Annotated in this window: 13 protein-coding genes; 10 read left to right on the forward strand and 3 right to left on the reverse strand. The window is 66.5% G+C overall.

Features of this window, described 5'->3' with window-relative positions; all coding sequences use genetic code 11:
- The first annotated feature begins 12 nt into the window (after nucleotides 1-12).
- A complete protein-coding gene (locus DMB37_RS29185) occupies nucleotides 13-384 on the forward strand; it encodes a thioesterase family protein (protein WP_240772588.1) in 372 nt (123 codons plus the stop codon).
- Between the two features lie 43 nt (nucleotides 385-427).
- A complete protein-coding gene (locus tag DMB37_RS29190) occupies nucleotides 428-1,093 on the forward strand; it encodes a hypothetical protein (RefSeq protein WP_135235421.1) in 666 nt (221 codons plus the stop codon).
- 168 nt (nucleotides 1,094-1,261) lie between these two features.
- On the opposite strand, the gene DMB37_RS29195 is transcribed toward DMB37_RS29190, so the two are convergent.
- On the reverse strand, nucleotides 1,262-1,570 hold the full coding sequence (locus DMB37_RS29195) for an AzlD domain-containing protein (protein ID WP_135235422.1): 309 nt from the start codon (nucleotides 1,568-1,570) through the stop codon (nucleotides 1,262-1,264).
- Complete coding sequence (locus DMB37_RS29200; RefSeq protein ID WP_135235423.1) at nucleotides 1,570-2,316, reverse strand: AzlC family ABC transporter permease; 747 nt, start codon at nucleotides 2,314-2,316, stop codon at nucleotides 1,570-1,572. Before DMB37_RS29200 ends, DMB37_RS29195 begins: the two co-directional genes overlap by 1 nt.
- 79 nt (nucleotides 2,317-2,395) lie before the next feature.
- On the opposite strand from DMB37_RS29200, the gene DMB37_RS29205 reads away from it, so the two are divergent.
- On the forward strand, nucleotides 2,396-2,965 hold the full coding sequence (locus DMB37_RS29205) for a helix-turn-helix domain-containing protein (RefSeq protein WP_240771700.1): 570 nt from the start codon (nucleotides 2,396-2,398) through the stop codon (nucleotides 2,963-2,965).
- Between the two features lie 19 nt (nucleotides 2,966-2,984).
- On the opposite strand, the gene DMB37_RS29210 is transcribed toward DMB37_RS29205, so the two are convergent.
- Complete coding sequence (locus tag DMB37_RS29210) at nucleotides 2,985-3,689, reverse strand: HNH endonuclease (RefSeq protein ID WP_228542192.1); 705 nt, start codon at nucleotides 3,687-3,689, stop codon at nucleotides 2,985-2,987.
- A gap of 232 nt (nucleotides 3,690-3,921) precedes the next feature.
- Between DMB37_RS29210 and DMB37_RS29215 the strand changes: the two genes are divergently transcribed.
- The 7 genes from DMB37_RS29215 (at nucleotide 3,922) to DMB37_RS29245 (ending at nucleotide 11,983) form a co-directional block, all read left to right on the forward strand.
- Entirely contained in the window at nucleotides 3,922-4,341 is a 420-nt protein-coding gene (locus tag DMB37_RS29215) for a globin (protein WP_135235425.1), read from the forward strand.
- Between the two features lie 134 nt (nucleotides 4,342-4,475).
- Complete coding sequence (locus DMB37_RS29220; protein WP_206055029.1) at nucleotides 4,476-6,077, forward strand: glycoside hydrolase family 13 protein; 1,602 nt, start codon at nucleotides 4,476-4,478, stop codon at nucleotides 6,075-6,077.
- Nucleotides 6,078-6,887: 810 nt separating this feature from the next.
- Nucleotides 6,888-8,957, forward strand: coding sequence for a hypothetical protein (locus DMB37_RS29225; RefSeq protein WP_135235426.1), 2,070 nt, complete (start codon nucleotides 6,888-6,890; stop codon nucleotides 8,955-8,957).
- Between the two features lie 766 nt (nucleotides 8,958-9,723).
- The gene (locus tag DMB37_RS29230) at nucleotides 9,724-10,155 is read left to right on the forward strand and encodes a hypothetical protein (protein WP_135235427.1); all 432 of its coding nucleotides are present in this window, start codon (nucleotides 9,724-9,726) and stop codon (nucleotides 10,153-10,155) included.
- Nucleotides 10,156-10,244: 89 nt separating this feature from the next.
- On the forward strand, nucleotides 10,245-10,550 hold the full coding sequence (locus DMB37_RS29235; protein ID WP_135235428.1) for a hypothetical protein: 306 nt from the start codon (nucleotides 10,245-10,247) through the stop codon (nucleotides 10,548-10,550).
- Nucleotides 10,537-11,001, forward strand: a complete 465-nt coding sequence (locus DMB37_RS29240) for a DUF5130 domain-containing protein (RefSeq protein ID WP_135235429.1) — start codon at nucleotides 10,537-10,539, stop codon at nucleotides 10,999-11,001. The genes DMB37_RS29235 and DMB37_RS29240 overlap by 14 nt, the downstream gene beginning before the upstream one ends.
- A gap of 178 nt (nucleotides 11,002-11,179) precedes the next feature.
- On the forward strand, nucleotides 11,180-11,983 hold the full coding sequence (locus DMB37_RS29245) for an NAD(P)H-binding protein (protein WP_135235430.1): 804 nt from the start codon (nucleotides 11,180-11,182) through the stop codon (nucleotides 11,981-11,983).
- Nucleotides 11,984-12,027 lie beyond the last annotated feature (44 nt).

The following is a 12,027-nucleotide window of genomic DNA, read 5'->3' on the forward strand; positions in this document are numbered from 1 at the left end:
AGATGGTCGGACATGGATGCTTTCCAGCATGTGAACCATGCCCGGATGGTGACCCTGCTGGAGGAGGCGCGGATCCCGTGGCTGCTCGAGCCCGGGAGGCCGACCGCCGCGCTCGGCACCGGCTGTGTGCTGGCCGACCTGCGGGTGCGCTACCGCGGTCAGCTGCGGCACGAGGACACGCCGCTCGATATCGCCATGTGGATCGAGCAGCTGCGGGCGGTCGACTTCACCATCGGCTACGAGGTGCGTGCCGCCAGTGCGGCGCCGGACTCGCCGGCCGCGGTGATCGCGTCCACCCAGATCGCCGCGTTCGACATGTCCGCGCAGCGGTTGCGCAGGCTCACCGATGCCGAACGCGACTATCTCGCCGAGTGGATGGATTGATCCACATCGTTAGTCACGTAGCGCGAACGGCAGCACAGCCGTGATGCCGGAACAGCGTGTGCTGCACGTGCCCGATCCGGCGGAGCGAGAGAATCTCGCGACGTTCCTGACTCGGGCACTGCGGCTGGACCCCGCGGTGGTGGTACGTATCCGCCGCCGCGGGGAGCAGCACGTCTCGGCCTGGGTGGCAACGGGTTTCGAGGCGCTCGCGGTCCGCACCATCGTCGGTGAGCTCGGCGTCGATGACGTCACCGTCGGCGCCGACATGGTGCTGGCCGGGCTCAGCTCCGGCCTGCCCATCGACCTCGGCTACTCGATGGACTCCGCCTGGCGTGGCGCACTGCCCCCGATGGACGGTTTCACCCACATCGACGATGTCCCGGCCCGCACCCTGGTCGAACTCGCCGAGCAGGGCGCGCGGTTGGCCAAGGAACACGGCAGCAGTCACGGCCCGCCCGCCTCGCTGCTCGACCAGCCTGTGCTGACCGTCTCCGGCGGTGACCTCGAGGTGGAGGTCCCGATGCGCGTCGTCTTCGCCCTCACCGCAATGGATTTCATCCCGCACTCCGGTGACAAGGCCGATCCCGCCCGCATCCTCCCCACCGAAATCGTCCGAGTCCGCGCTACCAACACCTGGCTGCGCATCGACGCCCGCTACGGTTCGGTGGCCCGCCGCCGAGGTGGCGGCATCTCCCTGTCCCCGAGCTGACCCATCGCCGACGGCTCAGCAGGGCAGCGGATCGCGCCGTTCGCGGCATATCGAGATCTGCACTCATTTTGGGATTCGCACTGGCTTGGGGCCCCCACAGCCGGTGCGAATCCCGAGAACAGGTGCGGCTGTTGTCCTCAGCGGTGCCGTTGATGGTGAACGGGCGAGTCAGGGGAGACCGAGTAGGCGTAGGAGGGCGGTGGTTGTTGCGGCGGCGAGGATTACCAGGAGGATGGGTTGTTTGCGCCAGGCCAGCAACGCGGCGACGAGAACACCTGCGGGCAGCGCGAATCCGAAGTGGCCGGAGGCGGTGGGCAGCGCGGTGACTGCCACCAGAGCGGCGAGCAGGACGACAGCGCCGACCTCCAGGAGCTGAATTGTGCGGGCGGGGAAGCGGATACGGTCGCGGAGCGCTGGTCCGGACCAGCGGAAGGCGTAGGTTCCGAGGGCGAGGGCGATCATGCCTGCGATCAGCATTACTCGACACCTGATTCGCAGGTGGTCCGCTCGCAATTCGGCGCTGGTGCAACAGCTTCCGATTCGGCAGTGGTTCCTTTGCCGCCCCAAGGCCGCACGAAGAACAATCCCGAAAGCGCCATCAGCACAGGCATTCCCGCAGGCAAGAACGGTGCACTGGCGACCGCCGCCACAGCCCCCACCAACGCCGCACGCCGTGTCGCTGTGTCCCGCAACGCCGGAACGATCAACGCGAGCAGCACCGCAGGGAACACCGCGTCCAACCCGAACGCCGCGGTATCCGGCACAAAGGACCCGATCAGCGCACCGAGCGCGGCACCGACGGGCCAGGCCAGCAGCACGCCGAAACCGCAGGCCCAGTAGGCAGCCCGCTTCCGCTCGGCATCGGGTTGGGCCAGCGACATCGCCACCGACTCGTCGTTCATCAGGTGCACCCCGAGGAGCCGCCGCCACCCGGTGCCGACCACATCGGGCACCGACAACCCGTACGGCAGATGCCGAGCGTTGACCACCAGCCCGGCCAGCACGGCCGCGATCGGACTGCCGCCGGCCGCGACGATCCCGATGAACAGAAACTCCGCACCCCCGGCGAGCACCACGATCCCAAGCACAATGGGCAGCCACGCGGGCAGGCCGGTGGTTACCGCGGTCGCACCGTAGGACACGCCGATCACCGCGACGGCAAGGCATACCGCCGCGATCCCGGAGAACGTATCCCGCCCGAGTGTTCGCCATATCGAACGCATGTAGCTTATAGTGAACACAGCGAACCGATCCGTCAATATGGTTTCCTGTTGAGTGTTCGATCACACGATGGGAGGGCAAGTGGCACAGCGGGACTCACCGGCGCAGACACCTCAGGCGGTGATCGCCGCCGCCTTGCGCCGTGAACGCACCCGCGCGGGCCTGTCCCTCACCGAGGTGGCTAATCGCGCGGGCATCGCGAAATCCACGCTCTCCCAATTGGAATCGGGCACCGGCAATCCGAGCCTGGAAACCCTGTGGGCACTGTGCGTCGCATTGGACATGCCGTTCTCCGGCCTGCTCGACCCGCCACGCCCCACCGTTCAGGTGATCCGCGCGGGGGAGGGCCCGGTGGTCGCCGCCGCGGAATCCGACTACCGCGCGACTCTGCTGGCCGCGAGCCCGCCCAACTCCCGCCGCGACCTGTTCCGGATCACCGTCGAACCAGGCCACGCACGCCGCTCGGAGCCACACATTCCAGGTGTGGTCGAGCACGTACTACTCGCGAGCGGTCGCGCCAAAGTCGGCTTGATCGATGAACCCGTCGACCTGTCCCCGGGCGACTACATCTCCTACCCCGGCGATCTCCCACACCTCTTCGAGGCACTGGAGCCCGCCACCTGGGCAACCTTGGTGATCGAGTACACCTAGGCCCTGTGTCGAACCGGGGCTAGGCGGCGCCTTCACCCAGGTACTGCAACCACACCGGGTCCAGATCGGCTGTCGTGGACAGCAGCCGCCAGTGCGGTCCCTTCGGCGAGACCAGCGGTGAGCGCAGGGTCCAGCCCAGCTCGCTCAGCATCTTGTCGGCCTTACGGTGATTGCACGGCGCACAGCTGGCGACGCAGTTCTCCCAGGAGTGTTCCCCGCCCCGGCTGCGCGGGATGACGTGGTCGATGGTTTCGGCTTTGCCGCCGCAGTAGCCGCAGCGATAGCGGTCGCGGTGCATGAGTGCGGCGCGGGTCATCGGGACGCGGGCCCGATACGGCACGTGGACATAGGTGCGCAGGCGGATCACCGAGGGAATCGTGACGGCGGATTCGGCGGAATGGACGACCGGACCTTCGACGTCGTGATGGACGGTGTCTGCTTTATCGCAGATGAGCAAGACGATCGCGCGACGCGCGGACAGAGCGGTGAGCGGCTCGTAGGTGGCGTTCAGAAGCAGCACCCGGCGCTTCAACCAGCTCGGACTCTCGCTGTGCGGCGGTGCGGAGCGGTGCGCATGATCGGCGTGACCGTGATGCGCGCCCGGATAATGATCGGACAAGATGTGCAGCGGAGTAGCCCCCGACCCACGATTGTGGACGTCGGCGGGCTGGAGTTGTCGGTGTGTCCGCGCCTCGTGTGATCTGGCGCTGTGCCGCTGCTTCATCTGGACCTCAATTTCATGATTGGCAGGATCATGCTGTTAGCTCGGCAGAGATTGCCACCCAGTTGACCATGGAACGTCGGCTATTGCACGGTGATTTTCAACAATGTCCGGTTAACTGTGGCTGAAGAGCCGCCGGCCCGCGATTTACCGCCCCGAGAAACCGCGGTGTGGGCTGCCGATGCCGAGCACGGGCACAATGGACGTCGGCGCATCCAGCGAATCGAGAGGGTCTATGACTTCGGGCGAGCAGACAGCATCGGCAGAACAGGCGACGTCGTTCTATGACGCGGTCGGCGGAGCGGAAACGTTCCAACGCATCGTCGCGGCGTTCTACCGCGAGGTGGCGACCGACGAGGTGTTGCGCCCGCTCTATCCCGAGGAAGATCTCGGCCCGGCCGAGCGCAGGCTGCGCATGTTCCTGGAGCAGTACTGGGGTGGGCCGCGGACCTACGGCGAGGAGCGCGGGCACCCTCGGCTGCGGATGCGGCATCATCCGTTCACCATCGGTCCGCTGGAGCGCGACGCGTGGTTGCGTTGCATGCGAATCGCCGTAGCCGAGATCGAACCCGAGCTGCTCGATGACGAGCACCGCAAGGCGCTGCTGGACTACCTGGAGATGGCGGCGAATTCGCTGATGAACGCCCCCTGGTGAGGGCGTTTGGCGCCAGAGCCGAGACGGGCCGAGAGTTTTCGGCGCGTCGCGGCGGACGCTGGCGATTTGCCGGAAGTTGAGATCACTGCTCCGCCTAAGGGTTTTTGCCGCAAAACTTTGGCACTATTGCAGGTGTGACTGATACACCCGCCGTGCTGGTGCCGGTGGATCGCACCAAGCAACCATGGTGGCGGTCGGCCGTTTTCTACCAGGTTTATCCCCGATCATTCGCGGACTTCGATGGCGACGGGGTCGGTGACCTCGGTGGCGTCCGGGAGAAACTCGGCTACCTCGAACTGCTCGGCATCGACGCACTCTGGGTGTGTCCGGTGATGACCTCGCCGATGGCCGACGGCGGCTACGACGTGGCCGACCCGCGCGATATCGATCCCCTGTTCGGCGGCCTCGCCGCCATGGACGAGCTGATCGCCGAGGCGCACCTGCGCCACATCAAGATCACGATGGACCTGGTGCCCAACCACACCAGCAACGAACATCCCTGGTTCCTCGCGGCGCTGGAAGCCGGACCAGGCAGCCCGGAACGGGCCCGCTACCTCTTCCGGGACGGGCGCGGCCCCGGCGGCGACGCCCCACCGAACAACTGGCCGAGCATCTTCGGCGGCCCCGCCTGGACCAGGATCACCGAGCCCGACGGCACGCCGGGCCAGTGGTACCTGCACATCTTCGCGCCGGAACAGCCCGACCTGAACTGGGAAAACCCAGAGGTCGCCGCCGATTTCGAGAAGACCCTGCGGTTCTGGCTGGACCGCGGCGTCGACGGCTTCCGCCTCGACGTGGCGCACGGCATGGCGAAGCCGGCCGGGCTGCCCGATATGGCGGTGGCCAAGTCCAGCATGCTGTCCAACGACGACGACGATCCGCGCTTCAACAACCCCGCCGTGCACGAGATCCACCGCCGCATCCGCAAGGTGCTCGACGACTACCCGGACGCGGTGTCGATCGGCGAGGTCTGGGTGAACGACAACACGCGATTCGGCGAGTACCTGCGCCCCGACGAGCTACACCTGGCCTTCAATTTCCGGCTGGCCAAGACCGACTTCGACGCCGACCACGTCCGTGCGGCGATCGACAACTCGCTCGCCGCGGTCGCGCCGGTCGCGGCCGCACCCACCTGGACGCTGTCCAACCACGACATCGCCCGGGAAGTGACCCGCTACGGCGGCGGTGCGGTGGGTGAGGCGCGGGCCCGCGCGATGCTGCTGGTCGAGCTCGCGCTGCCCGGCACGGTCTTCATCTACAACGGCGCCGAACTCGGTTTGCCGAACGTGGACGACCTACCCGACGAGGTACTGCAAGACCCGGCGTGGGAACGGTCGGGGCACACCGAACGCGGCCGCGACGGCTGCCGGGTGCCGATCCCGTGGGAGGGCGCCACGCCGCCGTTCGGCTTCACCACCGGCACACCGTGGCTGCCGATGCCGGCCGACTGGGCGGGACGCACCGTGGAAGCCCAGCTCGAGGAACTCGGCTCCACCCTCTCGCTCTACCGGATGGCCATCGAATTACGCGGCCTGCGACCGGAATTCAGCGGTGACCGGATCGAGTGGTACGGCAGCCCGCCCGGGTGCCTCGCCTTCCGCCGCGAGGGCGGCCTGGTCTGTGTGCTGAACGCGTCGAACACACCCACCCAGTTGCCACCCGGCGACGTGCTGCTGGCCAGCGCCGCGCTCGACGGTGGCCAGCTGCCGCCGAACACCGCCGCGTGGCTGGTCTAGCGGGCACGGTGGTCCGCTGAACTTTCGAGGGGCAGCCGGTCGACGGACTGCGGAAGCCGCTGCGGCAGAACGATGCTGAAGGCATAGGGCTGCGGCGTCTGCTCGGCAGGTACGCGTAGTTGTGCTGGGGTGTTGCTGTGTGCGGCCACACCCCAGCGTGGGGAGGGCTGCGCCCGTAGCGATTGATCGTTGCGAGCCCGGCGGCCGCCGCTACGCTGCCTGACGGCCGCATCCGCCACGCCGAAATTTGCCTATGTGCGCGATGCATTTTTCCAATTGGACTAATTCATGCGGTCCACATTCGCGTTCAGGGGGCTTGCGTTTTAGTCCAAATCGCTGGTCGGCGGGGTTGTCAGCGACCCGAACGTGGTTCGCTCTCAGCGAAGTTACACATTTGTGATTTTTGCTCGCGGGGACTGGCCGTGAGCGGTCGCGGAATGGGAGACTGGTCGGTGCCCCCAGTGCAGTGGGGGGCCGCGCTCGGCTTAACCAGCCTGTAGCGCGCAGTGCCGCGATGGTCCCGAATTCGGCTGCACCCACGATGCTTTGGGGTTCGCGAGGCACGCGAGGCTCAACGGCTGGTACCCACCTCATAGTGGATCCGGACCACGAGCGCCGATCGCAGTGGTCGGCGCGCAGCACCGCGGCCAGCGGACTCCTTCGTTACACAGGTTGAGGAGTTGACGTGACCGGTTTTGTCGTGTCCGCCGGAGTGCCGAGGTGCGTGCGGTGTCGGAGAGCTGACTGTGGCGCGTGGCTCGGTGGCGCACTACGTCGGGTCCCGGGTGGTGCTGACTGCCGTTCATCGCGGTGAGGGCCGAGGTGTCCGCGGCCGAGAAGGCAGGCACCGAGCTGAAACTCACGCTCGATCTCGACGGCGCCTCTTACGACCGACTGCGCATGGAGTTCCTGGCGATGACCGCCGAGGCGCAGCGTTCCTCGGGGTTGTCCAGGGCTGCCGTCGCGAAACGCTGTGCCGGTAAGCCCGGACGGCAGACGGTGTACAACTACGCCGGAAACCCCACCTACACGAGCTTCCCGAAGCCTGCGCTGCTCCACAAGTATTTGGAGAGCTGCGAACTCCCACCGGAGCAGATCGAGTTCGCGGTGGCCCGCTGCGCGGAGATCAGGCGCAGGTTCCCGGAGGCGGGCAAGACAGTGCCCCGCGGAACAGCAGAGCCGCCTCGACCGCAGACCGACGGTGTGCCCTCTCCGGGACGGCACCCGGGTGTCTCCGGTCCGGTTGCCGGGCAGCGGGAAAGCGTTGCGCCGAACACTGTCAACGCCGGTCCTGACGCCCCGTTGACTGCCCAACCGGGCGGCTGGTCGGAGCTGTGGCGTGGGCTTACCCAACGGTTTTCGCCGAGAAAGGCTTTCTCGCCGGCTGATGTCTACGGCTCCGTCGGCACGCGTTTCATCACACCCTTGCCTGCGACACAGTACGAGCCGCATGCCTACGAACCGTGGCAGCCGCGCGATCCCGCGGTGCAGACAGTGGGCGTGGAGCCGGTTGCGCAGGCCGACCGTTGGTGGGTCGGCAGCGTGCTGCGGGATTCGGGGGTGCGGGTCTCGCCAGGTCGAATGGCATTGCGGTTCGTGCGCGAAGAACTCGCTGACCCGCGCTCCCTCGAGAATCTCACCGCGGCATCGTTCATTCGCAAGGCTTATGGCGCCGCCGGGATCACTTTGCGGACCCGCGCGGGCGAACAGGCCGAGGCCGGCGTGCACGTGCCGTTCGAGAACGCCGAGCCAGGCGACATCCTCATCCTGGCCGACGGCCGTGAATGTCTTTATGCGGGCAATGGACTCGCTTTGCTGTTCGCCGCGTCGGTGGGGGGATCGTACGGCTGGCTGATCCCCCGGGATCAGGTTAGGACGACACGCCGCATCACGTGGGAGTCTGTGCTGCTGACGGACCGCCCTGCGCAGAGTCTGGCCACACCAACAGTTTTCGATACCGTTCCGCCGTCGTCGGCCGACGTCCCGCCTGGCCCACGAGACGGTGCCGCTGCGCAGCAGGTGACGCTGCCGTCGCGCCCGGCCGACTCGTCGACCGAGAGCGTCGTATCGGAGTACGAGGCGGTCATGTGTGCGGTGACCGAACAGGTCGAGGCCGCGGCGCGGGCCGCCGAACCGGGACCGGCCGCGCTGCGGGCGATCGACCGCCTGGTCTTCCCGTACGCGGGATCGCAGGCATGGCTCGTGCGCGAGGCCTTCAAGGCCATCGACTTGCCGCTGCCACCCGATATCCGGTTCGAGTTGCCGGTGATGGCGGTCGCCGTACGCCACGTCGACTTGCGCCCCGGCGACATCGTGTTCACCGAATCCGGCGTGCTCGGAATTTACGGTGGCCATGGTGAACTCGTGTATCTGGGGTCGGCGGGCACCAAGGCCACCAGTGTGCTGCAGCCTGCGTTGTACGTGGCGGCGTGGCGAGTGACAGCCGTGCCTGCGCGGACCGGTTATGGGCTGGTGAGCTCGGTGGCGGTGGTCGATCATGACGGCACCGGACGCCTCGCGCGGATCTACCGGGCCGGTGAACGACGTAGCGGCCGTCATCGCCGGGTTCCGGAAACGGCCGAGGTTGTCGCTATGGTGATCGAGGTGGTCGAGCGCGCGAAGCAGCGTGGGGTCGCCGTGCCGTTGAGCGGACGAGATTTGTTCACCGCGGCCAAGATTCGAGGCGGAGTCGAGTTCACCTCGGTGACGACCGCATGGGATCCGGTGCGGGAACCGGTGTATCCACGTGACGCTCGGCTCCGCAATGTTCAAGCGGTGTCTCCGACCGACTCCGCGACGGCCGCGGAGTTGATGATGGCGCGCTTGGCCACGGCCGCCGCGGGTCGGTGGTCTGCCCGCAATCGGCCGGGGGTCGCGTAGGACCGGGCTTTCGCTGTCCGTCATTACGGCGCCGCATAATTCTCGACCGTCTACTTTTCCGCACAGCCTGCACTGGTGTATTTGCATTTGCAATCTCGAATCGGTAGGCATATCGGCGGATTCGACACTTCGCTGTATGCAGTTTGTCGAAATTTCTGTTGTCGAGTACTGCGCGGATTCTTCGAGGTGTGCGCGAGCCGGGTGGCTGGAGTTGGATCGCTGTGCTCGACTCGTAACCCGGTCTATCGTGGGCTGGTTGCCGACGAAACCTCGACAGGCGTTCGTCATCCCTGTGCGGCCTGCTCTCTGGGAAGATTTCCAAAAGCGCAGGTAAGGGCGGTGGAAGAGAGTCCAAATCCGCCTGTTTGGAATGGCATCCGAGAGTTGGCGGTGCTCGGTTGGAACGGCACCGAATCGTATTTGGAATTCCAATTCCAAACGCGCCTATCGGCGTGACTGCTATTTGGAAGCTTTCCGAGAGTTGCCACTCTATTGGACCGATTTCGCTCTGAGCTGACTCACTTCTGCCGGAAGGGTGCAAAAGGAATGTTGAAACCCGGCTGGTCTTGGCTATGCTCGTATTCGTCCTCTCGCTGGCGAAGGGTGGCAGGCCCGGTGAGCTCGAGTCGGGCCCGCCGCGAATTCCAGAGAAGAACTGCACGTAATCGTGCGTCGGTCGCATTCCCTGAATATTCCTGAGTTCGTGTTCCGTCGTGCTGATTCAGTGCTCGAACACGGATTCCTCACCTAGGAAGACGAAACGCAGATGCTGAATTCTCACCGCGGTCCCGCGGGGGACGCCACGCGCACAGGTGATACCGGAGACCAGTCGGCCACCCCGAGCGCGCGGGACGACACCGCCGACAGCGTCCGGACGGATGTGCCGTCCGGCCCTGCGCTGCCTGTGTCATACCCGGTATCGGCAGTCCCGATCGGTGCCCGCTACGTGACTGCCGGGCTGATCGGTCGCACGCTGCGACTCGACATCCCGGTTGCGGTGGCCGGCGTGATGACGACCGCGACGTTCGCCGAGATGGTCAGCAACGGATGGCCCGACGATATCGAGCATCGGACGCTGGCCTGCGGCGCGCTCGTGTTCGCCCTCCGTACCGGGTGGCGGACCGCTCGGGCCCTGTGGCGGCGGTGCGGGCCGGAAGAGATCCACGTCAGCGTCCGGTTTCGACCTCCCCGGCCATGACCGGCGGGGTCGTCGCCGCGACCCGACACGAAACAGTCACAGTGCGACCAGAAGAGGAACTACTACAGAGCATCGTCTACCGTTGGACCGTGAGCATTCTCGAGACAGTGCTGATCTTCCTCGGCATCCCGCTGGTGGTCTACGGCGCGATTGCCGGATTGTCGTATCTCGGTAAGCCACTCCCCGGCGAGAAGCCCGCCCACTACGACCTCGGTCAGCAGTGGACGGCGGCGCCGGTGCTGTGGAGTGCGACCGACGAGGTGACGAACGCATTTCACCACGAAAGGGCCGAGGAGTCGCACGGCCACCACGCGGAGTCGTCGCATGGTCATCATGCGGCGCTCGAAGCCCCCAAGGCGGAGCTGATCGGAGGCCGGGCAAGTGGCAAGTTCTAAGTGGCCCGCGGTGGTCGAGTCCGACCTGCCGCGCGGATATGTGGTGACCACCAGTGGACGCGTCTCCGGCGTGCACGAGGCGGGTGACGTGTTCAAGGAGGCCCCGTTCAGCGACGAAGAGCGGCTGGCCATGGACAACGTGCTCACCGAGGCGACCCGCGCGACCAAGGTGCGCTTCAACGTCTACATCGGCGATCTCGGTGCCGATCCGGCCGCTGGTGCGGACGCGATCTTCCCCTCGACCCCCGAGGCGACGCGTTCGGTGCTCATCGCGGTCTCGCCCAACGACAAGGCGATCGAGGTCCGCTCCGGCCGCGACGTCGCCGACCGCGCGAACGACCGGGTCTGCCAGCTCGGCGTCACCGCCGCATCCAGCTCGTTCCGGCAGGGCCAGCTGATCGACGGCCTGGTTTCCGCGGTTCGCGTGATGGCTGCCGCGATCGGCCGCTGAACCATCCCGCCCTTGCGGCGGAGTCACGAGTGATGCTTCCGGCGCGCTCACCCACTGGGTGAGCGCGCCGGTGGCGTTTGCGGGCACTACACCCAGACCCAGACGCGGAAATTTTTCTCTTCGCTAGTACCAGAATTGGGGGTTGTCACTCGGTGCGCCCGCCGCGCAGGGTGGTGAGATGAAAATTCTTGTGACCGGAGCTACCGGAAATATCGGACGGATGGTGGTCGACCACCTGCTCGCGGCGGGGGCACAGGACATCCGGGCGCTGTCGAATCATCCGGAGCGGACGAACTTTCCGGCCGGAGTGGAGGTCGTCAAGGGTTACCTGAAGCGGGTGTCGTCGTTGCCCGCAGCGTTCGAGGGGGTGGACCGGATGTATCTCGCCCCGGTCCTGGAGACCATCGACGAGGTCGTGGCGGCGGCGAAAGCCGCGGGGATCCGGCACATCGTCGACCTGTCCGGCAACGAGTACACCGACTGGCAGCCGATCGCGCGGGCCGTGGAGAACTCCGGGCTCGACTGGACGCACCTCTATGCAGGCGAATTCACCGAGAACGCCACGATCTGGACCGACCAGATCCGGGCCGGTGACGTACTGCCGGACGCCTACCCGGAGGCCGCCAACGCACCGCTGGTGATGGACGACATCGCCCGCGTCGCCGCGGCGGTCCTGCTGTCCGACGGTCACGCGGGCAAAGTTTACGAACTCACCGGGCCGGAAACGCTGACCAGAGCCGAGAAGATCACGCAGCTCGGTGCGGCACTGGGCCGCCCCCTCAGGATGGTGAAAGTGTCACGTGAGGAGGCGATTCAACAGCTGACACCGGCCATGGGCGAATACGCCGAATGGTACGTCGACGGCCTCGCCACCATGGTCGAGCACCCGCAGCAGGCGAACACGATCATCGCCGACCTCACCGGCGCCCCCGCCACCACCTTCGCCCAGTGGGCCGCCGCCAATACCGCTCTCTTCCAGTGACATTCATGATCAACGGGACATGTCGGCGAAGCTGGAGCCGTCAT

The organism is Nocardia sp. CS682 (assembly GCF_004634405.1).
Lineage (GTDB): Bacteria > Actinomycetota > Actinomycetes > Mycobacteriales > Mycobacteriaceae > Nocardia > Nocardia ninae.

What these genes read in the sequence shown, in the direction of transcription:
- DMB37_RS29215 (WP_135235425.1), top strand. Translation starts at nt 3,922, where the DNA reads ATGACTTCGGGCGAGCAGACAGCATCGGCAGAACAGGCGACGTCGTTC.
- DMB37_RS29230 (WP_135235427.1), top strand. Translation starts at nt 9,724, where the DNA reads ATGCTGAATTCTCACCGCGGTCCCGCGGGGGACGCCACGCGCACAGGT.
- DMB37_RS29245 (WP_135235430.1), top strand. Translation starts at nt 11,180, where the DNA reads ATGAAAATTCTTGTGACCGGAGCTACCGGAAATATCGGACGGATGGTG.
- DMB37_RS29200 (WP_135235423.1), bottom strand. Translation starts at nt 2,316, where the DNA reads ATGCGTTCGATATGGCGAACACTCGGGCGGGATACGTTCTCCGGGATC.
- DMB37_RS29210 (WP_228542192.1), bottom strand. Translation starts at nt 3,689, where the DNA reads ATGAAGCAGCGGCACAGCGCCAGATCACACGAGGCGCGGACACACCGA.
- DMB37_RS29190 (WP_135235421.1), top strand. Translation starts at nt 428, where the DNA reads ATGCCGGAACAGCGTGTGCTGCACGTGCCCGATCCGGCGGAGCGAGAG.
- DMB37_RS29195 (WP_135235422.1), bottom strand. Translation starts at nt 1,570, where the DNA reads ATGCTGATCGCAGGCATGATCGCCCTCGCCCTCGGAACCTACGCCTTC.
- DMB37_RS29185 (WP_240772588.1), top strand. Translation starts at nt 13, where the DNA reads ATGGATGCTTTCCAGCATGTGAACCATGCCCGGATGGTGACCCTGCTG.